The sequence below is a fragment of the Aliikangiella litoralis genome (genome assembly GCF_052495765.1).
In genome coordinates, this window is sequence record NZ_CP199292.1 from 1,416,264 (window position 1) to 1,440,291 (window position 24,028).

Annotated in this window: 20 protein-coding genes; 15 read left to right on the forward strand and 5 right to left on the reverse strand. The window is 35.9% G+C overall.

Annotated elements, in window-relative coordinates:
• The first annotated feature begins 112 nt into the window (after nucleotides 1-112).
• From ACT5E3_RS05915 to ACT5E3_RS05940, 6 genes are all read left to right on the forward strand, one after another.
• Nucleotides 113-676, forward strand: coding sequence for an HD domain-containing protein (locus ACT5E3_RS05915; RefSeq protein WP_444997386.1), 564 nt, complete (start codon nucleotides 113-115; stop codon nucleotides 674-676).
• Nucleotides 677-751: 75 nt separating this feature from the next.
• Nucleotides 752-1,396 carry a nucleotidyltransferase gene (locus ACT5E3_RS05920; protein ID WP_444997387.1) on the forward strand — a complete coding sequence of 215 codons (645 nt, stop codon included), beginning with the start codon at nucleotides 752-754 and terminating at the stop codon, nucleotides 1,394-1,396.
• A 315-nt stretch (nucleotides 1,397-1,711) separates the two neighbouring features.
• Nucleotides 1,712-3,451: an arginine--tRNA ligase gene (gene argS, locus ACT5E3_RS05925; protein WP_444997388.1), complete on the forward strand. Its 1,740-nt coding sequence runs from the start codon at nucleotides 1,712-1,714 to the stop codon at nucleotides 3,449-3,451.
• 74 nt (nucleotides 3,452-3,525) lie between these two features.
• Nucleotides 3,526-4,059: an imm11 family protein gene (locus ACT5E3_RS05930; protein WP_444997389.1), complete on the forward strand. Its 534-nt coding sequence runs from the start codon at nucleotides 3,526-3,528 to the stop codon at nucleotides 4,057-4,059.
• A 228-nt stretch (nucleotides 4,060-4,287) separates the two neighbouring features.
• Nucleotides 4,288-4,842: a metal-dependent hydrolase gene (locus ACT5E3_RS05935; RefSeq protein ID WP_444997390.1), complete on the forward strand. Its 555-nt coding sequence runs from the start codon at nucleotides 4,288-4,290 to the stop codon at nucleotides 4,840-4,842.
• Between the two features lie 175 nt (nucleotides 4,843-5,017).
• Nucleotides 5,018-6,442: an RtcB family protein gene (locus ACT5E3_RS05940; RefSeq protein ID WP_444997391.1), complete on the forward strand. Its 1,425-nt coding sequence runs from the start codon at nucleotides 5,018-5,020 to the stop codon at nucleotides 6,440-6,442.
• Nucleotides 6,443-6,544: 102 nt separating this feature from the next.
• Here ACT5E3_RS05940 and ACT5E3_RS05945 read toward each other — a convergent pair whose 3' ends face one another.
• The 3 genes from ACT5E3_RS05945 to ACT5E3_RS05955 all read right to left on the reverse strand — a co-directional run bounded on the left by ACT5E3_RS05945 (nucleotide 6,545) and on the right by ACT5E3_RS05955 (nucleotide 9,783).
• Nucleotides 6,545-7,672, reverse strand: a complete 1,128-nt coding sequence (locus tag ACT5E3_RS05945; protein WP_444997392.1) for a serine hydrolase domain-containing protein — start codon at nucleotides 7,670-7,672, stop codon at nucleotides 6,545-6,547.
• 607 nt (nucleotides 7,673-8,279) lie between these two features.
• A complete protein-coding gene (locus ACT5E3_RS05950) occupies nucleotides 8,280-9,401 on the reverse strand; it encodes an RtcB family protein (protein WP_444997393.1) in 1,122 nt (373 codons plus the stop codon).
• Entirely contained in the window at nucleotides 9,394-9,783 is a 390-nt protein-coding gene (locus ACT5E3_RS05955) for a hypothetical protein (RefSeq protein WP_444997394.1), read from the reverse strand. The genes ACT5E3_RS05950 and ACT5E3_RS05955 overlap by 8 nt, the downstream gene beginning before the upstream one ends.
• Nucleotides 9,784-10,364: 581 nt before the next feature.
• Here ACT5E3_RS05955 and ACT5E3_RS05960 point away from each other — a divergent pair.
• The 6 genes from ACT5E3_RS05960 (at nucleotide 10,365) to ACT5E3_RS05985 (ending at nucleotide 15,046) form a co-directional block, all read left to right on the forward strand.
• On the forward strand, nucleotides 10,365-11,510 hold the full coding sequence (locus tag ACT5E3_RS05960; protein ID WP_444997395.1) for an RNA ligase RtcB family protein: 1,146 nt from the start codon (nucleotides 10,365-10,367) through the stop codon (nucleotides 11,508-11,510).
• On the forward strand, nucleotides 11,510-12,130 hold the full coding sequence (prfH, locus tag ACT5E3_RS05965; RefSeq protein WP_444997396.1) for a peptide chain release factor H: 621 nt from the start codon (nucleotides 11,510-11,512) through the stop codon (nucleotides 12,128-12,130). Before ACT5E3_RS05960 ends, prfH begins: the two co-directional genes overlap by 1 nt.
• 178 nt (nucleotides 12,131-12,308) lie before the next feature.
• Nucleotides 12,309-12,695, forward strand: a complete 387-nt coding sequence (locus ACT5E3_RS05970; protein WP_444997397.1) for an RNA ligase family protein — start codon at nucleotides 12,309-12,311, stop codon at nucleotides 12,693-12,695.
• Nucleotides 12,696-12,755: 60 nt separating this feature from the next.
• Nucleotides 12,756-13,037: a hypothetical protein gene (locus ACT5E3_RS05975; protein WP_444997398.1), complete on the forward strand. Its 282-nt coding sequence runs from the start codon at nucleotides 12,756-12,758 to the stop codon at nucleotides 13,035-13,037.
• Nucleotides 13,015-14,322 carry an AAA family ATPase gene (locus ACT5E3_RS05980; RefSeq protein ID WP_444997399.1) on the forward strand — a complete coding sequence of 436 codons (1,308 nt, stop codon included), beginning with the start codon at nucleotides 13,015-13,017 and terminating at the stop codon, nucleotides 14,320-14,322. The genes ACT5E3_RS05975 and ACT5E3_RS05980 overlap by 23 nt, the downstream gene beginning before the upstream one ends.
• 1 nt (nucleotide 14,323) lies before the next feature.
• Nucleotides 14,324-15,046, forward strand: coding sequence for an RNA ligase family protein (locus tag ACT5E3_RS05985; RefSeq protein WP_444997400.1), 723 nt, complete (start codon nucleotides 14,324-14,326; stop codon nucleotides 15,044-15,046).
• Between the two features lie 25 nt (nucleotides 15,047-15,071).
• Here ACT5E3_RS05985 and metE read toward each other — a convergent pair whose 3' ends face one another.
• Nucleotides 15,072-17,396: a 5-methyltetrahydropteroyltriglutamate--homocysteine S-methyltransferase gene (gene metE, locus ACT5E3_RS05990; RefSeq protein ID WP_444997401.1), complete on the reverse strand. Its 2,325-nt coding sequence runs from the start codon at nucleotides 17,394-17,396 to the stop codon at nucleotides 15,072-15,074.
• 115 nt (nucleotides 17,397-17,511) lie between these two features.
• Here metE and ACT5E3_RS05995 point away from each other — a divergent pair, with 115 nt between their 5' ends.
• Entirely contained in the window at nucleotides 17,512-18,408 is an 897-nt protein-coding gene (locus ACT5E3_RS05995) for a LysR family transcriptional regulator (RefSeq protein ID WP_444997402.1), read from the forward strand.
• A 13-nt stretch (nucleotides 18,409-18,421) separates the two neighbouring features.
• On the opposite strand, the gene ACT5E3_RS06000 is transcribed toward ACT5E3_RS05995, so the two are convergent.
• Entirely contained in the window at nucleotides 18,422-19,015 is a 594-nt protein-coding gene (locus ACT5E3_RS06000) for a TetR/AcrR family transcriptional regulator (RefSeq protein ID WP_444997403.1), read from the reverse strand.
• A 275-nt stretch (nucleotides 19,016-19,290) separates the two neighbouring features.
• Here ACT5E3_RS06000 and ACT5E3_RS06005 point away from each other — a divergent pair, with 275 nt between their 5' ends.
• Both ACT5E3_RS06005 and ACT5E3_RS06010 read left to right on the forward strand, forming a co-directional pair.
• Nucleotides 19,291-20,529, forward strand: coding sequence for an efflux RND transporter periplasmic adaptor subunit (locus ACT5E3_RS06005; RefSeq protein ID WP_444997404.1), 1,239 nt, complete (start codon nucleotides 19,291-19,293; stop codon nucleotides 20,527-20,529).
• The gene (locus ACT5E3_RS06010) at nucleotides 20,529-23,702 is read left to right on the forward strand and encodes an efflux RND transporter permease subunit (RefSeq protein ID WP_444997405.1); all 3,174 of its coding nucleotides are present in this window, start codon (nucleotides 20,529-20,531) and stop codon (nucleotides 23,700-23,702) included. Before ACT5E3_RS06005 ends, ACT5E3_RS06010 begins: the two co-directional genes overlap by 1 nt.
• Nucleotides 23,703-24,028: the final 326 nt, after the last annotated feature.

The following is a 24,028-nucleotide window of genomic DNA, read 5'->3' on the forward strand; positions in this document are numbered from 1 at the left end:
GAAAAACTCGCATCGTCCGATTGAGGCTGAATTTTTAATACTTTACTATTTATTAAATAGTTTTTATAATGTCGATGCAATTAAGTTGACAGTCGGAATAACCGAATGACTATTGAAAAAATCAAAAGTAAATCTTACATTTAAGCAAATACAAACATCTGATAAACTATTATTAAATCGTTTATCAATTCAGCAATCTAACAATCATTTTCAAACCCGTTTTAATCTCAAAGAATCTCTGGTTAGCAATCAAGAGTACCTGCTCGAATTACTTTTTTCTCTTGATGGGATTATTCAGTCACCTAAATATCATCCAGAATCAGATGCGCTTTATCATTCTTTACAAGTTTTTCAATTAGCTTATCAACAGTCAAGTGATCCTGAATTGTGGTTGGCTGCGCTTTTTCATGATGTTGGAAAATCAATAGACTCTAAAAGACACGCTGTAGTTGGTGTTGAAATGCTTATTGATATTTTTCCAGAGCGCATTTTGTGGTTAATTGAACATCATTTGGATTTAATGATATCGCCGAGAAAAACTCAGCAACGTTATGCAAACACTCAACGGTTGAATGATTTAGTTCAACTAAGAGAGTGGGATTTGGCTGGACGGTCTCCTATGGCAATGGTCGGCTCGCCGGAAAAAGCCTTTGAATTGATTTTAAAATGGCTATAAAAATAGAAATATAGAGTTTTAAGTAAAAAAATAGATTAACAACTTAACTAAATGGTGTGAAGAACACCCCTGAATATGAGAAAGAAAAATGATCAAATTAGACAATTATTAATCCGTGAAGCGGCTCATTTAATGTTTGATGAAGGCGTAGAGCAATATATCGATGCTAAGAAAAAAGCAGCCAAAAGAATACTGGGAAAAACAACTCGTCACTTACCTTCTAACGGTGAAATTGCAGAAGCGCTTTATCAGCTATCTTTATTTTATCAAGGTGATTCAATGAATAATCAGCTATTTCAAATGCGTTTGCTAGCAATGGATATAATGGAACAGTTAGCTATTTTTAATCCACGGCTAATTGGTTCTGTTAGTACTGGACGAATACGTCAAGACAGTGATGTCGATATTCATATTTTTACTGATAACATAGAAGAGCTGCAAAATTATCTTGAGAAAATGGGGTGGCAATATGAACTTAAGCAGGTTTGGATTGATAAAAATAATCGTCCAGTAGAATATACCCATGTTTACCTCGTCAAGGAATTTCCTGTTGAGTTATCGGTTTACCCAGTTAATGAGATTAGAGTTAAAAGTAGAAGTAGTACTGATGGTAAACTGATTAATCGACTTTCTGTTGTTGCATTAAGAAAGCTTTTAATGACTGAGCATTGTGATGAGTGGAGTGATTATATTAATCGCTGTCATATTTCTGAAAATTAACAAGGTATCTAATAGGTTTATATTTTGAAACCTGGAGGTTTTTGTGGAATGTTTGCTTTTTATGCTTATAAAGTGAGTTAAAACTTAGAAGTTAAATTTATTGTTGACATTGGTCGCTTAAAAGTCATAACATCAAAGCATGAAAACACATCAGTTATTTTTTTTATTTATTCAACGGCGACTTTCACGTATTAAGCTGGAAGCGCTATTGCTTGGTTGATTAGTTAATCGATAAAGCCCCTATCACTAAGAAAGCTCTTTCAGTAATTCTGTAAGGGCTTTTTTATTGCTTTAAATAACGTGAATAGGTATAAAATGAATATAAAAAAAATATTAAATGCAAAACTACACAGCGCAATGATTTGTGCTGGAATTCCTAGGCAATTTCCACCATTAATTTCGTTGGTAAAAAGTGCAGGTTTTGGAGATTTTCAGGCTAATGGCATTATAGCAGCAGCAAAAATGCTGAAGATGGATCCTAAAGAGTTAGCTAATCAAGTTGTCCTAGAGTTTGAATGCACAATTGAAGTTGAAACAATTGACGTTTCAGGTCCAGGTTTTATTAATATTTATTTATCTAATCAATGGTTATCAAAAAGACTTGAGTGGATGCTGTCTGATAAGAAGTTAGGGATTACAATGGTAAGCTATCCTAAAACGGTAGTTATAGACTATTCTGCTCCTAATCTGGCTAAAGAAATGCACGTTGGGCATTTAAGGTCAACTATTATTGGTGATGCTCAGGCAAGGCTTTTAGAGTTTCTTGAATACAATGTTATTAGACAAAATCACATTGGAGATTGGGGGACTCAATTCGGGATGCTTATTGCCGAGCTAGATGAAACATTAAAAAACAAACAAGTGAGTAAAATTGCGCTTAAAGACTTAGAGTTATTTTATCAACAGTCTAAAAAGCATTTTGATCAAGATGATGCTTTTGCAGCCAATGCAAGGAGTTATGTTGTAAAGCTGCAAAGCGGTGATCTGCAAATTAAACATCTTTGGCAACAATTTATAGAGCAATCCTTGCTTCATATTGATGATATCTATAAAAAACTCAATGTATCACTGAGTAGAAAAGATGTTATGGGGGAAAGTGCTTATAATCATGATTTACCTTTATTAGTTAAAGAGCTTGAAGAAAAAGGGTTAGCGCTTAAAGATAAAGGAGCAATAGTTGCTTTTCTTGATGAGTTTCCTGATAAAAATAACAAACCTTCTGTTATGATAATTCAAAAGCAAGATGGAGGATATTTATATTCTACAACTGATTTGGCTGCTATAAGGTACAGGGCTAACCAACTTAAAGCTAACAGTATCCTTTATTTTATAGATGCTCGTCAGTCTTTACATTTAAAACAGGTTTTCTGTTTAGCAAGAAAGGCTGGTTTTATTCATGAAAACTTAACGTTAAATCACTGTGCTTTTGGAACTATGATGGGGAGTGATGGTAAACCATTTAAAACCAGAAGTGGTGGTGTGATTAAACTGGCAGAATTACTTAATGAAGCTATTTTGAAAGCTGAGAAATCAATTAATAGTAAAAGCTTAAATTTATCACCTGATGAAAGAAAAAATACAGCAATAAAGGTGGGGATAGGTGCGATTAAGTATTCTGACTTATCTAAAAAAAGAACGAATGATTACGCTTTTAACTGGGATGAGATGCTTTCTCTTCATGGTAATACGGCTCCCTATTTGCAATATGCTTATGCAAGAATTAAAAGCTTGTTAAGAAAGTCTGAGAAAAGCATTAATACAGTAGAAGGCAGAATAAAAATTATTAATGAGGAAGAAAGAATACTTGCGATAAAATTAATTAATTTTGATGAAGTTTTAAATACAGCATGTAAAGAAGCAATGCCACATTTGATCTGTAATTACTTATACGAATTATCAAAAGCTTATATGAGTTTTTATGAACATTGTCCTATATTAAAGGAAGAAGTTAAAGTGATTACTCAAATAAGTAGATTAATGTTATGCAACTTGGTTGCTAGAACTCTAAAAACAGGGTTAAATATTCTTGGGATTGAAGTGATGGATAAAATGTAATTGTTGTATATCAAGGCTTATCATAGAACTTAATGATATATGATGAATGATTGAAAAAATATAAGGTTTAGCTAATGGATGAGGTTAACAAAATTTACGCTTTACAAGTTGATTATGATAATTTCAAAAGTTTCATCCCTTCTGATTTAGCTAACAAGTCGAATGCCTGTATCCGTTGTAAAGGCGAGCCACTAAATTGGAAAAAGCCCCTTTCTATTAGAGTAGACGATGATGATATTGGTATGCCAGAAGCTGATATATCATTATTAAATATTGGTTCTTTTGTTATTTCTGATTATCTTTATGAGGAAAACTTCAAGCAATTTAGTCAGAGCTGTGAGTTTTTACCTTTAGAGTTCAATGAAAGAAAATTATTCTTAGTTAATGTCATCAATGTTGTGGATTGCTTAGATAAAAATAATAGCAAATTTAACCAGTATAGAGGAGTTTCACAAATTATTTTTAATAAAGAAAAAGTACCATCTGTGGGGTTTTTTAAAATTAAAGAAGATAATTTTACAACTGTTTTTTGTGCAAGGGATGTTTATAATATGGTTAAAGAGTGTTCTCTAAGTGGTATTGATTTTGAAGCATTTATGATTCAATAGCTGCTAGAAGTAGATTTAAGTAATATATTTTTCAAACTAATAGATTGACTATTGAGTGTGATTATTAATCAATGCAGTCATACTTTGCATTTTATAGCTAAATTTTACTTTAGTATTTAACCTATTATAAAGAGGGATAAAAAGCAGCCAAGAAAAATAACCCATATTGCCTAAAAGTGCGTTAATACTATTCTATAATACTCTTTATATTTGGAAGAGTATAAGAGTATGGCTCCTGGATCTCACTTGATGATGAGTTGGCTTGGTAGCGCACAAATATTTTATCAACGAAGAGAGAGAGTTCTGGTTACGCTCTCTGGTGTGCTCCCTGATATTGATGGTTTCGGTATTATTATTGATAAAATAACAGGTGTTACAAACTTATATTATCAATACCATCATTATTTGGGACATAATATATTCTCTGCAATGTTTTTCTCAACCTTGCTTAGTTTTATTGCAAAAAATCAAAAAGTTAAAGTCTTTCTATTTTCATTTTTTTTGATTCACTTACACATAACATGTGATGTTATTGGCTCTAAGGGGCCTGATGGATACCACTGGCCAATTTACTACTTTTATCCACTAGATAGTAGTTTGGGTTTAACCTGGAAATATCAGTGGGAGTTAAGTAGTTGGCCAAACACTGCTATTACGATAAGTTTATTTTTATTATGTACCTATGATGCAAATAGGAAAAAATTTTCTTTTTTAGAAGTATTTAGTCAGCGACTGGATAGAGAAGCTTTTGCTATGTACCAAAGGTATATTTTAAAAAGGTAAAAGAAGTGCAGAACTAATAATTTTAAATGTTGAAATAAACACTTCTTTACTATATAGTCCCACTCACATCGCAAGATATCCTTTCTGGCTGCTGATCTTGCTCGAATTTCGCTAATATTTGGCGATAGTTATCATTGTACTTTTTAAAGAGTGCTATCGAGCAATGGAGACAGTCATGAGTCATTCACTCAAACGTCTAATTAAAGCTTTGCATAAGCAAGGTTTAACTATTTTAAAAAATAATAATGTTTATCAAATCGGAAAAGTTGATGATAGTAAGTTTCCTCCAATAGAAGTTCTCTTACCTGAGCATTTCCCTTTAGACAATAAAGCGCTTAAACAACTTATTAATTTTGCTGGTGTTTATCACCCCCAAGGAGGAGTTGTTAATACAGTGAAGGCAACGCCTGATTTTCATGCAGGATCAATTGTTCCTGTTGGAGCTGTTGTTTCTACTAGTAATAACTTTATTATTCCGCAAGCAATAGGAACTGATATTCATTGTGGAATGCGGTTACATGTTGCAGATATAGAAATTGAGCAGTGGCAATCTAAAAAGTTGCTATTAGTTAAGAAGCTTAGAGCTGACTTATTATTAGGTAGCCGTGATCTACCTATGTCGACTTCGAGTTTTAAAGCACTTTTTCAATATGGTTTATTAGGCTGGTTGGATAAAGTAAAAAATAAGCCTTTAGGTGATTTGCGTTTTGCAGATATTAATCAGTTAGAAGAAGAGTTAGAGAACGTCTTTGAACTTGGAAGTGAATCTGGTAGCAATCACTGGGTACCTGAAAACTTAATTACTGATAAACGTGAAGTTGTTCGTGATGCTGCTTTAGCGACAATAGGTGGCGGTAATCATTTTGTTGAGTTTCAACTGTTAGATGATGTATATGATGGTAAGCAAGCTTTTTCTTGGGGAATTAAGAAAAACCAAATTGCTGTTATGATACATACAGGATCACGTGGAGTAGGGCAGTATGTTGGAAATTATTGGATTGATAAAGCGAAGAAAGCTTGGCCTACGAAGCATAAATATCCTGAGAATAAAATATTTCCACTATATGGTGAACTAGCAAAAAATTATCTAGTAGCGATGAACTCTGCTGCCAATTACGCTAATTTGAATCGTTTACTTTTAGCTGAGATTGTTCGGCGACGAATAAGAGAAGTTTTTGGTAGTAATATTGAAATGTCATTGGTTTATGATGGACCACACAATATTGTCACTCATGAAAAGGGAAGTTTTATCCATAGAAAAGGAGCAACACCAGCCCATAAAGATCAACCTGTTCTTATTCCCGGTTCGATGGGGCATTCATCTTATTTGATGAAAGGTTTAGGAAATGAAGACTACTTGTGTTCAGCTTCACATGGTGCGGGGAGAGCTAAATCGCGTCATGAAATGTTCAGGCTTAATAGAGATGGTAAAGATTTGGGCGTAGGGTGTATCGACTGCGTTACTTTGAAAGAAGAGCGTATTGTTGAAGAAGCGCCTGTTGCTTATAACAATATTGAGGATGTTATTGCTGTTCAAGTTAAAAATAAAATAGTAACTCCTGTAGCCAAAATGAAACCTTTATTGACTTTTAAAGGGTAAAGTAAAAGTTATAAAATGCTTTTGGAATATTATTAACAAAAAATAGTTATAGTCAGTGAATGCCGTATATTGGCATTCACTTTAATTTTTGATTATATAAAATCAATTCGCCGCGGCAATAATATCATTCACTAAAATATTGAAAATAGTACTATATTGTGAGCGCGCAGTAGCACCGTTTATTTGCCATTTTGAATTGGTAATAAGTACCATGTTTTTGTCTGGTATAGTCACAATAAACTGACCCCCCCACCCCCAGGCTAATTCTAGTTGATGATTATTAGCATGTCCTAACCACCATAAGTAACCGTAGCCATCAATAACCATGGGAGGATCGCTAGGTGGGAATGATATTTGTTGGGATTTTGCTGCTTGTACCCAGCTTTCAGGAATAATCATTTGCTGCTCCCAGTGACCATTGTTATGAAGCAATAAGCCTATTTTAGCTAAATCAATTGAACGTAATTCTAACCCCGCACCGCCATTATAATAACCGTCGGCTAATATTTCCCAACGTATTTGATTAATTCCTAAGGGCTCAAAAAGTTTCTGTTTAGCATATTCAAGTGTGTTCATACCAGTTGATTTGGTTAAAATAACCGATAATAAATGAACTGCTGCAGAGTTATAGTTAAACTGCTCACCTGCATTAGAAGTCATATTTCGATTTAATAAATGCCCTTGCGGATCACTTGAGTTAGCCCAATTAATATACTCCGAGTCTTGGCTTTCATTCCATTGAAATCCACTTGTCATTGTGAGCAAGTGAAGCAAAGTAATATCTTTTTTAACCAATGATAAATCAGGATATTCAGTTTCAAAAAAACGACCAATTGATTGGTTCAGTCCTGTAAGAAAACCTTCTTCAATGGCTATACCTATTAGCATTGCTATAATTGTTTTGGTAACTGAGCGTTCGTGCATTAATGTATTTTCTGTGGTGTTTTTAAAATAGGCTTCAGCGATTAATTTGTTATTACGAATAATTAATAAGCTATTTAACACATTAGAGTTAGCTGCATTAACATAGGCGGCATTAATTTTTTCAACATCAAAGTTTTCAACCGTTGCATCACCAACAATCCAACTGTCTGTTGAGATAGGACTCCAGTTAACTTCGGTTACCGAAGACGGTGGAGTGGATAGCGTGCCACTTGATGATGAGCCTCCACAACCACTAAATGACATAAAAATTGATATGATAAAAGCGAGTTTCCACTGAGAAGACATGGTATTTTCCTCTAGTTGATACGTCATTATTGAAAATAAATAAGTTGTTTCTATCGTTTATATTATAGCTTTAGTCAAATTAAGTAAAATCCATAAAGATTAAACAAATATTGAGTTTTAACCCTTAAATAAAATTTCACCGTTAAAAATACTATGGCTAGCTTCTTAATAACTGTACAAGAGCCTTTTAAAGTATGAAATATTTATTTATCAGTCTACCTTTAGTTTTGCTATCAACAAATATACATGCAAACTCATTTATTGAAAAATTAACGCTTAAAGTAAGAAATGAAATCAATAGAAATTTTAGTAAAAAAATATTGCTGTTAGACAAAAATACGTATTTAAAACGACATGTCGTACAAGATAATGATTTAATATTTCAGTGGTATTCTCGTACAAGAGTTTTTAAATGTGGATTTACTCATTCAGTTTATGAACAGTTAGTTGGGAAGCAATATATCTTTCATAGTCCTATTAAGGTCGAAAAGTGGATACCTATTAATGGCAAACCAACTAGCAACATCTATTGGCAGGTATCATTACTTGACTAGGTGATTTGATTAGCCCACAGCGATGTGGGCTAATTTTCGATTTTAATTAAATTTCAGGTTCCTTTATAACTCAATACTGGACTTAAGCATCGTGTAACTGTTATCAGCTTTTTTTGTGAAGCGATAATCGTTTCTATCTTTTTATAACTACTTGGCGCTTCTTCTTTTAATAAATGTAGTTTTTCTTTTTGATAAAAAATGCCTTTCATTTGCTGGCTTAATTTATTGTGACTAATCACTTTTTTAGCTAGTTGCCTACTCATACAACGTCCAGCACCATGAGAACTGGAATACAGTGACTCAACATTTCCTTTACCTATTACATGGTAGCTGTTGCTTCCCATACTTCCTGGAATAATCGCAGGTTCTCCATTTTTGACTGAACAGGCTCCTTTTCTATGCACCAGAAGTGTTTCCCCTGCTATATTAACCTGTTCTAGGTGATTATGATCACAGTGAATCATTTGACTTTCATCAATGGATACAGAAAATAGTTGCTTAAATAGTTCTATACAGCGCTCCAATATTGATAAGCGATTGATGCTGGCATAATGTCTCGCCCATTGCATATCATTGTAATAAGCTTGTCCTTCGTTAGTATTGATATCCAAATAACCTAAACCTACTGATTTTTGAGAGGCTTTGTTTAAGTGATAGTCTCTAATTGTTGGTCCCATAATACGAGAGCCCGTATGAATCATTAACCAAAGCTGGCCTGATGTTGAGCAGGTTTGTAGTTCAATAAAATGGTTTCCTCTTCCTAAAGTTCCTAGCTGATATTTGCCTTCTCTTAGTGCAAACTTCGTTAGTTTTTCACAAGAAAGCTGCTTTATATTCTCTAATAACATTGCTTTTTTTTGCTTGATAATAGGAACATGATTTATCAGAAAACTAAATATTTTCTGTGCTTGTTTATCAGTAATAAGATCGGCTGTTATATTAAACGGAACCGATAACATGCCGCAGCCTATATCACCCCCGATAGCGGCAGGGTAAATTAAGGTACTCGTTGCAATGACACAACCAACACAAACATCTTTTGCCAGATGTGCATCGGCCATCAACCTAACGTGTTTTATATCTTTGGCATTCCTTAAACGCTTACTTTGTCGTTCTAAGTTATGGTTTAACTTTTCACTAAGCCAGTGTTGGTAAGTTGCTTGTGACTTATTCATAATCTTTCTCATCCGCTAGTTTTATAGTGAGTGCTGGAACTGTTTTTCGATTAATTCCATTGGCTACGATACTTCTGATTTTTCCTTTGTGTGTATCTAACCAATTGATTACATGCTCACAATCACTCAATGATACTGTGGCGATAGGCTCAATAATTAGTAGTAAACTTGATTTATTCGGTTTTTGTTTTACATGAGTGATACTCCAATTATCTAAACCTAATTCTGATATGGCTAACTGTGATAATTTTTGAACTTGACGACAAAGTCTTCGATTATCGTAGTTTATACTTTTTTCTTTGCTTTTTTCATGACGAGGCGAAATACCATCGCCCTCACAAATTGATTGGCAATATTCTAATAACGGATTGGGTTGTTTCATCAAACTCTCCGCACCAAAAAGTTATTAATGGTGCAGGTTAACACTGCATCAAAAATTGGTATGGTGCTATTTAAAAATTAAGGGAGTCTCTGAACGATGTATTTAAATACTAATAAGTAAAAAATAGATAATAAAATATCATTAGCTATTTTACGTTCAAGAGGCAGTTTTTTTGAGTTGATGTAGTTGCAATGGAATACATGTCTGCCTCCTTCGGAAGTTTTAAATGGATAGTATGCGGCATCTTAACTTTAATCAAAAAAATGTCAATTCTTTTTTTTTGTTTAAAAAACATTCAAAATAAATTTGCATTTTTAACCATAACAAATTAGACTTCGCTCCACTTAATTAATTGGCTTGTGTCAATTACTTTTTCAAACCAACTGCAAAGGAGATAAGAAATGAATTTAGTTAGTGTCTTTTGCAGATCACACTTCGAGTAACCCCGCTCTATTTTCGGCTTTAATTACTCTTAGTCAGCCGATCTGCTCATTTGAAATATTAATCTTTTAAGATTAAATACTTAATAATATTTTATCGATTACTTTTGTCTAATGATAAAAGTAATCTAGGATTGAATAATGAGCAATTATATTCAAAAACTATCTGATAGTGTTAGTTTGATCGCTAATTCAGATGTCTGGATTGAAGGAAAAGCAATTCAGCAACTAGAAAAAACAGCACAGCTTGAAGGAATTATTAGGGCTGTTGGTATGCCAGATCTTCATCCCGGTCGAGGTTATCCTATTGGCGCGGTATTTTTATCAAAAAATAAAATTTATCCAGCTTTAGTTGGTAATGATATTGGTTGTGGCATGGCATTATGGAAAACAAATGTCAAAGCCAGAAAAGTCAATTTAGATAAGTTGGCAAAGCGTCTGACCAATATAGACTCTCCACTAGGTGATGATTGGAAAGAGTATATTGACGAACGTTTGATTGATAAAAAACTTGGAATAACTGGTTTTGAGCGTGCTTTAGGAACAATTGGTGGTGGTAATCACTTTGCAGAGTTGCAACAAGTTTGTGATATTTATTGCGAGGAAGATTTTGAGCTATTGAATATGGACAAAAAAAATTTAGCTTTATTGATTCATAGTGGTTCTAGAGGATTTGGGGAAAGTATTTTACGTCGTCACGTTGAGCAGTTTAGTCATCAAGGGTTAGACGTGGGCTCTAATGATTTTGTTTGTTATATAGAGCAGCATAATAATGCATTGAAGTTTGCCGAATTAAATAGAGAATTGATTGCAAGCCGAATACTACAACGGCTTCATGCTAAAGGAGAGGCAGTCTTAGATGTTAATCATAATTTTGTTGTTCAATCTGAAAGTGGCTGGTTGCATCGTAAGGGTGCTACACCATCAAACGATGGTATGGTTATGATACCGGGATCTCGTGGTGATTATAGTTACTTAGTGAAGCCTGTACTTCAATCAAAAGGGAGCATACAAAGTTTATATTCACTCGCTCATGGTGCTGGCAGAAAGTGGGTACGTTCTGATTGTAAAGGACGCCTATCAAAGCGTTATAAACAATCTGATCTTGAACGAACGGCTTTAGGCAGTCGAGTGATTTGTAAAAATAAGGAGTTGATTTATGAAGAAGCGCCTGAAGCTTATAAGTCGATTGAAAGTGTAATCAATGTGATGCAAAAAGCGAACTTAATCGTACCTGTTGCTCGCTTTAAACCCGTGTTAACTTATAAAACACAAGGCGGTTGTTAATGATATTACTACAACTTTCAGCCGCACAAGGTCCAGAAGAATGTCGTTTAGCGGTATCGTTAATGTTAAAAGTATTTATTCAGGAAGCTGAAGCTTTTGATGTGACATTCAGTATTATAGAGCAAGAACCTGTTGATAAAACCGATAGGCTTAAGTCTGTTTTGTTAAAGCTTGAGGGAGATAAAGCACTAACCTTGTCGAAAAACTGGATGGGGACCATTCAGTGGATTTGCCAAAGTCCATTCAGGCCAAAACATAAACGTAAGAATTGGTTTGTTGTTGGTACGATATGGCAGCAAGATAAATTTTTAGTTAATAGTGAAATTCAATTTGAAACTTGTCGCTCATCGGGACCTGGCGGTCAGCATGTCAACAAAACGAACTCAGCCGTTAGAGCGAAGCATTTGTCTTCTGGTATATCTGTGAAAGTTCAGTCTGAGCGAAGCCAGCATGCGAATAAAAAGCTAGCGAAGATTTTAATTGAGTATAAGTTATCTGAACTCATGAAAAAAAATCAGCAAAGTATTAATAGTGCAAGACACAAATCGCATTATGATATTGAAAGAGGCAATGCTGTTAGAGTATTTAAAGGGCTCGATGTTATTGAAATTACCCAATAATAGAAGGTTTTTGTTAATTAGAGGAGATGAGAGTTTATCTTTCATAAAGAAAAATGTAATACCTACAGAGTTAATAATGGAAGTTAGGCAGTAGTTTTGACCAAAAGTTGTTGAGCTGTTGCTTTGAATTTAAAAGTGATTAATTGAAAAATTAATCAACTAATAAGGAGTAGGGATAATGAATACTCGATATAAATACCCTCGTACCCCGCATTTACCTTGGTCGCCTGGCGCGACTAGGGATGATATACGGTGTGTAGATAGTAAAATTTTTGAAGATAGAATGGTCGTTGTGACTGAAAAAATGGATGGTGAAAATGCGACATTATACAAGAATCATATGCATGCACGTTCTATTGATAGTCGTCATCACCCCTCAAGAGATTGGCTGAAAAAATTTCATGCTAGTATTGCTTATAATATTCCAGCAGGCTGGCGAATTTGTGGTGAGAACTTATTTGCTCAACACTCAATTGCTTATAAAAATTTAAGTAGCTATTTTTATGGGTTTTCTATCTGGAATGAAGATAATGATTGTTTGAGTTGGAAGGATACTTTAGAGTGATTTGATGTACTGGAAATTGATTCACCTCGTGTGATTTATCGGGGGGAGTGGAATGGAGCTTTGATTAAGTCCATTTGTATTGATACCGATATTGTTGAAGGTTATGTTATTCGGTTGGAAGAGCCGTTTCACTATAGTGATTTTGCTGACAGTGTGGCCAAATGGGTTCGAGCTGAGCATGTTCAGACGGATCAACATTGGATGTATGGTGAAATTAAGCCAAATGGTTTAGCTAAGAAACCACATTTAGTTGAATCGAAATTAGCGGGATCACAATATCCAGAGAAAGAGATTGTCAGTTATATAGAGGGAGAGTCTTATGAAAACACAGAAACTAAATGATTGGCTCGACTCTCTCGCCAATGATGCGACTCCTGATTTAGCAGAGTGTATTGAGTATTTAGGCGATAAAATTGGTTGGCTTACTCAACTCGAAAGTGTAGAGCAAGATCCTGAGTGGCACGCTGAAGGAAATGTTTATATTCATACTAATATGGTGCTAGCAGAGCTTTATGTGCTTTTAGAGAATGAAGCGCGACATATTAATGGAAAAAAACGTCAGATGCTGATTTTAGGTGCATTACTTCATGATGTTGGGAAAACTGTCAGGACAAAGGAAGTTGAGATAAATGGTGTGGTAAGAACGGTTTGCCCGCAACATGAGTCTATAGGTCGTTCTTATTTAGCTTTTAAATTAATGGCGTTAGCGCTTTCGTTTGAAGTTGTCTGGCATATCTTAGGGCTTGTTGGTGAGCATCACATGCCGAAGCTGTTGGTGGTTAAAAATAAAAACAAGGGGGAATATTTATCTTTATCGAGACGCGCTGATTTAGAGTTGTTATATTGGCTTGAAGTTGCCGATATGCGAGGAAGAATTTGTGCAGACTTAACTTCTCAGCTTACCTATCTTGAGGAGTTTAAAATGTTTGCAGAAGAATATAAGGTGTGGAATGCTTCTCATGATTTAAAAAATGAGTTTTTAAATTTATTTGATAATGAAAGTAACATTGAATGTGAAAGGGAGAAAGAGTACATATATGCCCATGCTTTATATGAAATTGAAAAAAATATTATTTCAATGCCTGTGGAAGCTTTTGCCAGAACATTTAATAATAGGCGTGATTATGCCAATTTAATTATTCTCTGTGGTCCTAGCGGCTCCGGGAAATCAACCTGGACTAAGTCGTACTGCCAAGATTTTGTGTTAATTTCTCTAGATGAGATTAGAAAAGAAGTTAATGGGAATCGAACATCACAAAAAAAACGAGGCCAGATTTTACAATTAGCGAAAGAGCGATTAAAAGCTTGTTTACGTAAAAAACAAGATGTCGTTTGGGACGCAACTAATTTACGTTCAGATTATCGCAAAATTTTATGCGATTTGGGTAGAGACTATCATGCACTAGTGAGCATGATAGTCTTTGTTTTACCTGAAAGTGATATCTTTAAGGGTAATAAAAGTCGAGATTTTGTAGTACCAGAAGAAATTCTTTTGAAGCAATTTGAAGGGTATCAATTCCCTTTAACGAATGAAGCTCATCGAGTATGTTTTGTCGGAAGTAAAGGTCAGGTTTTTCATCGAACAGGCTATTGGCAGCATATTAATTTGGGCTTGGAGGTTAATTGAAATGTTTATTAAATACCCAAAAACCAAGCATATTTGTGATTATATTGAACAGTATTCAAGCTTGAATAAATTGCTAGACAACGGCCAAATATTAGTCGTTGAAGAAAAAATGGATGGTACCCAAATTGGTATTTGTTTTAATACTGAAGGCGATTTTCAAATTCAGTCAAGGGGAGGGTATATTTCTAACGAACCAGAATTTTCGTTGTTGAAGCAATGGGTTTGGGAACATCATATCGATTTATTTAAACTATTGAGTTGTCGCTATATACTGTTTGGCGAGTGGCTTTATGCAAAACATACGATGTATTACGACTTGCTGCCTGATTACTTTATGGAGTTTGATTTATTTGATCGAGAACAACAACTATTTTTAAATACTGTTGAAAGAAAAAAATTACTAAATGATTTTTCATTTATTTCGTCAGTGAGAGTAATTGACTATTTAGAGAAGCCAACCTTAAAAATGCTGAATACAATGCTTGGGAAATCTGCTTTTATTTCAGAGGATGCGTTCAATCAGATTGACAAAGCAGAGACGACTCAGACAGATATCACTGGATTAATGGAAGGGCTTTACTTAAAGATAGAAGATTGTTCAAAAGTCATTAGTCGTTATAAATTAGTTAGAGCTGAGTTTATTCAAAAAATTATTGATAGCAAAAGTCACTGGAAACAAAGAGCATTTAGAACTAATCAATTAGCTCAAAACCGTAGCACATAGCTGAACTACGGTTTTTTTAGTGTGGTTAAGCAAAAGATTCGCGTAATTGATGGGCTGCTTCCACCATATTTTTCAGGGCCGGAATAACATCTTCCCATTGACGAGTTTTTAATCCGCAGTCTGGATTGATCCAGAGTCGTTCAATAGGAATTTTTTCAGCGACTATTTGCATTAACTGAACGATTTGCTCTTTTGCTGGAATATTCGGTGAGTGTATATCGTAAACGCCAGGACCAATTTCATTGGGGTAATTAAAGTCATCAAAAACATTAAGCAGTTCCATATCTGAACGAGAATTTTCTATCGTAATAACATCGGCATCCATCTGTGCTATCGCATTAATGATGTCATTAAATTCTGAATAACACATATGAGTATGGATTTGAGTTTCGTCTTTGACACCATTGGCGGCTATGCGAAAACATTCAATAGCCCAATTTAAATAAGTTTGCCATGCTGATCTTTTTAAAGGTAAACCTTCTCTGAGAGCGGCTTCGTCAATTTGAATAATTTTGATCCCTGAACTTTCTAAGTCTTTTACTTCTTCTCTGATTGCTAGTGCAATTTGTTTACAGCTTTTTTCTCTTGGTTGATCATCGCGAACAAATGACCAGTTTAATATAGTGACTGGTCCAGTTAACATGCCTTTCATGGGGTTATTGGTTAATGATTGGGCATAGTTGATCCAGTCAACAGTCATTGCTGTTGGGCGGCTGACATCTCCAAATAATATGGGAGGTTTTACGCACCGTGAGCCGTAAGATTGCACCCATGCAAATTGTGTTATGATGAAGCCTTCTAATAGTTCTCCAAAATATTCTACCATGTCATTTCGTTCCGCTTCTCCATGTACTAGTACATCAAGTGCTAGCGCTTCTTGTTGCTGAACGGTTTGCGCAATTTCTTTTTTGATAAGTTCAATATAGGTTGTTTCGTTTAGCTCACCTTTTTTAAATTTCAATCGGGTTTTTCTGATATGTTCCGTTTGAGGAAAAGAGCCAATTGTGGTGGTTGGAAACTGAGGTAACTTTAAATGTTTGCGTTGTTTCTCTGTTCGGCTAGCGTAAGTAGTGTTTCGTTGAGATAAGTCTGGGGTGATCTCGTTTACCGCTGTTTGGACATGTGGGTTGTTAACTAGTGGTGAATTTTTTCTTAGACTAATCGCTTCTGCATTATCGGCAAGTTGTTTGGCAACAGTTTGTTTACCTGAGTTAATGGCTGTTGCTAAAATGCAAACTTCTGTGAGTTTTTGTTGAGCAAATGCTAACCAGTTTTTAATTTTTAAATCAATTTTTTCTTCACTATCTAAATCGACTGGCACGTGAAGTAATGAACAGGATGGGGCTATCCAAAGTTTATTGCCAAGCTGTTTTGCTATCGGGTCTAACCAATTGAGTAAATGATTTAAGTCCGACTTCCAGATATTTCGACCGTTAATTACGCCAAGTGATAATATTTTATCATTGGTTAAATACTCTATTGCCAGAAGAGCTTCTTGATTGGATTGACTAACATCTAAATGCAGGCCGTCAACAGGCAGTTGGCAAGCAAGTTCAAGGTTTTGACCCAGTTCACCAAAATAAGTCGCTAGTAGTATTTTGATGCTAGTTTCATTTAAATGATTGGTTTGCTGAGTTAATTGCTTGTCTCTGTATTCATTTAATGCCTGGTAAGCGTATTGAAAAGCTTGCTGCCATTCTTGAGCTAATTCCGTGACTAATATGGGCTCGTCAATCTGAACCCAATCAATATTTTGTTCTGCTAAGGTTTGCAATAATTGCTGATAAACCGGAATTAAACGTTCTAATAAGGTTAATTTATTTGAGTTATCTTTTTCTTTACTCAGCCATAAGTAGGTGACAGGACCAATGATAATGGGTTTCGCATTTATTTTGTGTTGCTTGGCTTGTTTAATTTGGTCCAATAAATTTTTTGGATTTAAAGAAAATTGTGTATCTTGAGTTACTTCGGGGACGATATAGTGGTAATTAGTGTCAAACCACTTTGTCATTTCACCTGCATGAACACAAGTGGCATGTGAGTCTTGTGATGAACGACCTCGTGCTATACGAAAGTATTGATCAATGGTTTTGTCATTTAACTGGCTTGCCCTTTGCGGAACATTACCGAGTAAAAAACTCATATCGAGAACATGATCATAGTATGAAAAGTCGCCAACTGGAGTGTAGTCGAGTGAGTTTTGGGCTTGCCAGTTTTGTAGGCGGATTTGCTGCCCATGCTCAAATAGCTTTTTACTGGAAATATTATTTTTCCAATAGCTTTCTAGTGCCAATTTTAATTCGCGCTTTTTACCGATGCGTGGAAAGCCAAGGTTATGTGTAATTGCCATAATATCCTCAAATTGGTTGATTGAATGTGTTGATGAGAACATTTTAGAAGAGACTAATGATGAATAATAATGGTATTATTTCATTGATTAATTAATATTATTCATAGGTTGTAGAGTGATTGAAAGGATCCATTTAAGTATTTTGCGTGAAGTGGAGCGTAAAGGTTCGCTAACTTCAGCGGCAAAGGCATTATGTCTGACCCAATCGGCTTTAAGTCATGCAATAAAAAAACTTGAGTATCAGTTAGGTTTATCTCTATGGGAAAAGCATGGGCGTAATATTCGGCTGACTCAGGCTGGTAATCACTTATTGTTTGTGGCTAATCGATTATTGCCTCAATTGGAAAGAACTGAGCAAGTACTGGCCCAATTTGCTAGTGGTGATAAAGGAGAATTGTTAATTGGCATGGAGTGTCATCCTTGTTATCAATGGATGCTTCAAGTGGTAGAAGTTTTTTTAAAGCAATGGCCTGGTGTTGATATTGATGTTAAACAAAAATTTCAGTTTGGTGGAATGGCTGCATTATTTAGCCATGATATTGATATTCTAGTTACTCCTGATCCATTATTTAAAAAGGGGGTCACATTTGTTCCTGTATTTGATTATGAACAAGTGTTGGTTGTTAGTACTTACTGCGATTTGGCCAGCAAGGTATATATTGAACCTGAGGATCTGATTGAGTATACGCTTTTTTCCTACCCTGTAGAAACTGAACGTTTGGATATATTTGCTCAGTTTTTAGTGCCTGCACAATGTCAGCCTAAACATCATAAGAAAATGGAATCAACGGATATTATGTTGCAAATGGTGGCGGCTAATCGTGGTGTTGCTGCTATGCCGAGGTGGTTGATTGATGAATATGCTCAGCATTTATCGATCAAGCCAGTTCAATTAGGTGAACAAGGCATTGCTAAAAAGATATATGTAGGGATAAGAGATGGTGAGTTGTCTAATCGACACACACAAGCCTTTTTAGCTATTGCAAAAGGAGAAAATACACTGGCTGATTGATGAGAAGCTACGCTTATCGACATCCTTTCACAAAGAACTGGCAAGTTTGCGTAATGAGTTCATTGGCTTTTTTTTCTGAGAGCGGAGGTTTCCACATGATTGCCTGATCCCAAAATGCAAGTTTTCGAATTGCACCATGAAACAATGCTGTGGCGACGGTTACGTCAAGCTCGCCCAAAGCTCCGGCTTCATTCGCTTGTTTAAACCACTTTTTTAAATTGTCTTCACATTGTGCAAATTGGTGATTAAGGCGTTTGGCTTCTTTTTCACAACGCATGGACTCGATAATAACAATTCTGGCCAAACGCAAATAATGTTTATCATTGCTTAGTTGCATGGCAAAACTGGCCAGTTCATGCAGTTGAGACTCGAGTGATCGGTCGGGATCATATTGCATATCTTGAAGTGGCTCTATACGTTGCATTAAACGTTCAACAACGGCATCTAATAAACTTTCTTTACTGGAATAATAGCGATAAAGCGTTCTTTTAGAAACATTGGCTGATTTAGCAATGGCTTCCATGGTTGTTGCAACCATTCCTTTTTCTGCAAACTCATTAATAGCCGCAGAAAGAATATCGCAATTTTTATCACCGCTTCGTCCCAAGAAAAACTCCTGAATAGATAAATGTTAAAACTAGTTACATTAAATAGAATAAATTAATGGTAAAAGTATACGGTATCGTATATATTAGCGCAATGTATACGATACCGTATACTTATTTTTGAGATAAAACACTGTTAATTCGCCTGTGGCGATCTCTATTACAGAAAATTAATGTTTGAATAATGTCGAAAATTGTATGTTTTATTCGTTTATATGAAAGTGCAGGTAAAATTTAACTGCTTACAACTTGTTTATTAATAAAAAGGGTGCTTAGCATGGCTTTTAATTTTTCATCCCAGCGACTAGCAAAAAAATTATTAATATTGAGCTATATTAGCGTTTTAATGGTTGGCTGTTCTGAACAATCGCAACCAAACGCACATGGTGGAATGCCTCCGGCGAATGTTTCTGTAATAACGATGACACCACAAAATGTTCCGTTTACTTTAGAGTTGCCTGCAACGTTGTCAGGTTCAAAAGAGATTGAAATTAGAGCACGTGTTGCCGGAATTTTGGAATCTAGAAATTTTAATGAGGGAGATCGTATTGAAGCCGGTGAGTCACTTTTTACTTTAGATCTCAAACCTTTTGAGCTCGATGTGGCATTAAATAGAGCTGATGAAAAAGCGGCAGTTGCTCGATTAGAAAGAGCTGAGCGGGAAGTAAAGCGTTTGAAAGCTTTACGTAAAGAGAAAACCGTTTCTCAGCGTGATTATGATGATGCAGTTTCAAATTTTGATATTTCTCAAGCTGATCTATTAGCTGCGCAAACAAAACTGCGCGAAGCTGAGTTGAATTTGCAATATGCCAAAGTTAATTCTCCAGTTAGTGGTATTGTTGGTCGTGAGCGAGTGTCTGAAGGAACATTTATTCCGGGACCAGAAATTTTGTTAACTGAAATGACGCAACTAGATCCTGTGCGTGTCCGATTTGGTTTGTCTGAGCGGGAACAACTTGCAATGCGTCAAGATGAAGCTTCTGGAAAGCTATCATTACCTCAAGATGGCCATTGGCAAACTAGAATCAAACTGCAAGATGGTAGTTTTTACCCGATAATTGGAGTGGTTAATTTTAGAGACGTGAGAATTAATACACAAACAGGAACCAGTGAATTACAGGCTGTTGTTGCTAATCCTGATTTTAAATTAAGGCCCGGTCAGTTTGTTAGAGTTTTATTAGAAGGAGCTGTACGAAAAAATACTTTTGTTGTGCCACAGCGAGCTGTTTTAGACAGTGGGACAGGCAAATATGTTTATGTCATGGTGAAAAATGAACAAGGACAAACGATTGCCAAACAAGCGCCTGTTAGCGTTGGCGAGTGGGTTCAATTTGATCCCAAGCAGTCATCTTCTACACCAGATATAGAGAACGGCTGGATCATTCGAGAAGGTCTTAAAGAAGGTGATCAGGTGATTGTTGACGGACTTGTAAAAATATTTTTTCCTGGGGCTCCTGTTACTTTGGCATCATCAGCGCCGGCTTCGACAGAGCAACATGCACAAAGGGGTGAGTAATGTTTTCTCGTTATTTTATTGATCGACCCATTTTTGCTTTTGTCATCTCTATTTTTATTGTGTTATCTGGTTTGGCGGCAATGCGTAGTTTGCCGATTGCTCAATATCCAGAAATTGCACCTCCGGTTGTACAGGTAACCGCTGTTTATCCGGGGGCTTCTGCACAAGTTTTAGAACAAACCGTTGCAACCCCAATTGAAAATGCGATTACTGGTGTAGAAGGAATGATGTATATGTCATCAACTTCAACCAGTTCGGGGGTCACTACGGTGATGGTAACATTTGAAATTGGAACCGATGTTGATCAAGCGGCGGTTAATGTGAATAACCGAGTTAAACAAGTTGAAGCCAGGTTACCGGAAGAAACGCGAAGACAAGGGGTTGTTGTGCAAAAAGGTTCTTCAAGCTTTTTGCAGGTTCATGCGTTTTATTCTCCTGATGGTAGTCGAGACTCATTGTGGACATCCAACTATGTAACGCTCAATATTCTAGACCAGATTAAACGTATACCTGGCACGACCAATGTTCAGATATTTGGTGCCAAAGATTATGCGATGAGAATTTGGTTGCGTCCTGATTTAATGAGTCAACTTGGTGTGACGGTTGAAGAAATTACCGGCGCAATCAGAGAACAAAATTCGCAATATGCAGCAGGAAAAATTGGCTCAACTCCAACTTCTTCTAGTCCGCAAGAATTAGTTTATAGTGTGACTGCACAAGGACGCTTATCTTCCGCGGAAGAATTTGATGAAATACTTATTCGGGTTAACGAAGATGGTAGTGCATTACGTTTAAAAGATATTGCACGTGTTGAACTGGGTTCTAAAGACTATGATTTTGAGGGGCGAATTAATGGTAAACCTGCGGTTTTGGTTGGTATCTTTTTGCAACCGGGAGCTAATGCGTTAGATGTTGCTGAGCAGGTGAACGCTACTGTTGATGATTTGAAAACTCGTTTTCCTGTTGGTCTTGAACATAATACGCCTTATGACACCACTCGCTTTGTTGAAGTTTCAATTCGTGAAGTTTTAAAAACTTTAGTTGAAGCTATGATTTTGGTTTTCTTAGTGGTGTTTTTGTTTTTACAAAATTGGCGTGCAACCTTGATCCCGACATTAGCAGTGCCTGTTTCACTACTAGGTACATTTGCAGGGCTGTATATGTTGGGGTATTCGATTAATACTTTAACATTATTTGGTATGGTGTTATCAATTGGTATTGTTGTTGATGATGCAATTGTTGTATTGGAAAATGTTGAACGGATAATGCATGAGGAAAAACTCAATGCCCGTGAGGCTGCGATTAAGGCAATGCAAGAAGTGAGTGGGCCTGTCGTTGCTATTGTTCTGGTATTATGTTCTGTTTTTGTTCCCATTGCTTTTTTAGGCGGATTAACCGGCGAGTTATTTCGTCAGTTTGCAATTACAATTTCAATATCGGTCAGTTTGTCCGGTATTATTGCATTAACAATGACACCGACATTATGTGTCTTAATTCTTAAACATGAGCACAAGCAAACGGCTCGATTTTTCTTGTGGTTTAATAATTGGTTTCACCGAATTACCGGAAAATATGTTGGTACGGTGAGCTTCTTTTTAAGACGAGGCTTTCTCGGTTTTTGTTTGGTCTTGGGTATGATTGTTATTACTGCTGGTATGTGGAAAGCAACGCCAAGCTCATTAGTACCCGATGAGGATCAAGGGTTTTACATTTCTGCCATATTTTTACCGGATGGTGCATCTTTAGAAAGAACTGAAGAAGTTGTTGCTGAAGTGGTTGCCGCAGTGCAGTCAAATCCTGCAAATGAAAATGTAGTTGCATTTACTGGATTTGATTTCATTGGTGGCGGTTATAAAAATAGTGCCGCTACTTTGTTTGTTACTCAAAAACATTGGGATGAAAGAGACATTAGTACACAAGCGTTGGTTGGAGAGTTGTTTGCTAAAACGAGCCACATACAAGAAGCGCTAGTGTTTGCTTTTAATCCGCCTCCCATTTTTGGTTTAGGGAATACTGGAGGTTTTGAATTTTATTTACAAAATCGTGGTGACGGTGGTACTGAAAAATTAAAACAAGGTATGCAAAAAATGATGGGCGCAGCACAGCAAAGCCCTATTTTAGCGAGTGTACAGACATTATGGCGAGCTGACTCACCTCAATTAAAAGTTGATATTGATCGTGAACAAGCACGAGCAATGGATATTCCAATCAATGAGGCATTTACTGCACTTGCTGGAAATTTAGGTACTTATTACGTCAATGATTTTAATAAATTTGGTCGGGCTTGGCAGGTGATTATGTCGGCTGAACCAAGCTTTAGAATGACTCCGCAAGATATTGGTCGTATTTATGTCAAAAGCCGTCAGGGACAAATGGTGCCTATTTCTGCGTTTGCAGATATTCAGTATAGTACTGGTCCCGATAGTTTAGATCGTTACAACAATCTTCCTGCGGTTAAATTACTCGGCAATGCAGCTCCGGGTTATAGTTCTGGCCAGGCAATTGCTGAAGTGGAACGCATTGCTAATCAAGTTCTGCCTCCTGATATGGGGTATGATTGGACCGGGACTGCTTTTCAGGAAAAAAGAAGTTCAGGAACAACTGGGTTGGCTTTAGCTATGGCTACCATTATGGTTTTCCTAATTTTAGCTGCTTTATATGAGAAATGGTCTCTTCCATTTTCAGTGCTGCTGGCACTCCCTTTTGGAACCTTTGGCGCTTTAATTGCTATTTGGGTGGCAAACTTAACTAATGATGTTTATTTTCAGATTGGTTTAATTACTTTGTTGGGGTTGGCCAGTAAAAATGCCATTTTGATTGTTGAGTACGCCTTAATGAAAGTGCAACATGGTTGGAGTGTTAGCACTGCCAGTTTGGAAGCGGCTCGTTTAAGGTTTCGCCCAATCATTATGACATCATTAGCTTTTATTTTAGGGGTTGTGCCATTGGCATTCAGTTCAGGGGCGGGGGCTGGTGCTCGACATAGTGTTGGTACAGGTGTTATGGGTGGAATGATGGCTGCTACTTTTTTGGCTGTATTTTTTGTGCCTTTATTTTTCTTTTGGCTTTCAGAAAGAAAAATAACAGAAAAGCGTTCGAGCCAGGCTTTAAATGAAGAGATTGTCGCACATCATCAGCAAGAAAAAGTTCAAACAGAAGAAAACTTTGCTTAAACATAATCGATTTCAATACTCGCTTTGATTGAGTATTTTTCACCAATTAAAGGTAAAGAATTATCAAGCTTCTTTATCTTTAATTGGGTAAAGCAATGAGTCGAGAGTGAAAAATATTCAAGATAGACTTTTCCTTGTTAAAAACATTCCAATAGATATTGCTTCTGGTTAAGCAAAATAAGCTTCATTGATTTATTCGGTTGGAGATAAGCCTGGTATTGTGGTTATTTCAGTGATTCTGTTAAGGTGATTTTGTTCAACTGCGTATTTTCATCAAAAGCTGCTATGCTTAGTGAGTTGAAACATTAAAAATAAAACAAATTATT

Bases quoted from the DNA above. Each gene is read 5' to 3' on its own strand.
- ACT5E3_RS05920 (WP_444997387.1), top strand. From the start codon at position 752: ATGAGAAAGAAAAATGATCAAATTAGACAATTATTAATCCGTGAAGCG.
- argS (WP_444997388.1), top strand. From the start codon at position 1,712: ATGAATATAAAAAAAATATTAAATGCAAAACTACACAGCGCAATGATT.
- ACT5E3_RS05930 (WP_444997389.1), top strand. From the start codon at position 3,526: ATGGATGAGGTTAACAAAATTTACGCTTTACAAGTTGATTATGATAAT.
- ACT5E3_RS05935 (WP_444997390.1), top strand. From the start codon at position 4,288: ATGGCTCCTGGATCTCACTTGATGATGAGTTGGCTTGGTAGCGCACAA.
- ACT5E3_RS05940 (WP_444997391.1), top strand. From the start codon at position 5,018: ATGAGTCATTCACTCAAACGTCTAATTAAAGCTTTGCATAAGCAAGGT.
- ACT5E3_RS05945 (WP_444997392.1), bottom strand. From the start codon at position 7,672: ATGTCTTCTCAGTGGAAACTCGCTTTTATCATATCAATTTTTATGTCA.
- ACT5E3_RS05950 (WP_444997393.1), bottom strand. From the start codon at position 9,401: ATGAATAAGTCACAAGCAACTTACCAACACTGGCTTAGTGAAAAGTTA.
- ACT5E3_RS05955 (WP_444997394.1), bottom strand. From the start codon at position 9,783: ATGAAACAACCCAATCCGTTATTAGAATATTGCCAATCAATTTGTGAG.
- ACT5E3_RS05960 (WP_444997395.1), top strand. From the start codon at position 10,365: ATGAGCAATTATATTCAAAAACTATCTGATAGTGTTAGTTTGATCGCT.
- prfH (WP_444997396.1), top strand. From the start codon at position 11,510: ATGATATTACTACAACTTTCAGCCGCACAAGGTCCAGAAGAATGTCGT.
- ACT5E3_RS05970 (WP_444997397.1), top strand. From the start codon at position 12,309: ATGAATACTCGATATAAATACCCTCGTACCCCGCATTTACCTTGGTCG.
- ACT5E3_RS05980 (WP_444997399.1), top strand. From the start codon at position 13,015: ATGAAAACACAGAAACTAAATGATTGGCTCGACTCTCTCGCCAATGAT.
- ACT5E3_RS05985 (WP_444997400.1), top strand. From the start codon at position 14,324: ATGTTTATTAAATACCCAAAAACCAAGCATATTTGTGATTATATTGAA.
- metE (WP_444997401.1), bottom strand. From the start codon at position 17,396: ATGGCAATTACACATAACCTTGGCTTTCCACGCATCGGTAAAAAGCGC.
- ACT5E3_RS06005 (WP_444997404.1), top strand. From the start codon at position 19,291: ATGGCTTTTAATTTTTCATCCCAGCGACTAGCAAAAAAATTATTAATA.
- ACT5E3_RS06010 (WP_444997405.1), top strand. From the start codon at position 20,529: ATGTTTTCTCGTTATTTTATTGATCGACCCATTTTTGCTTTTGTCATC.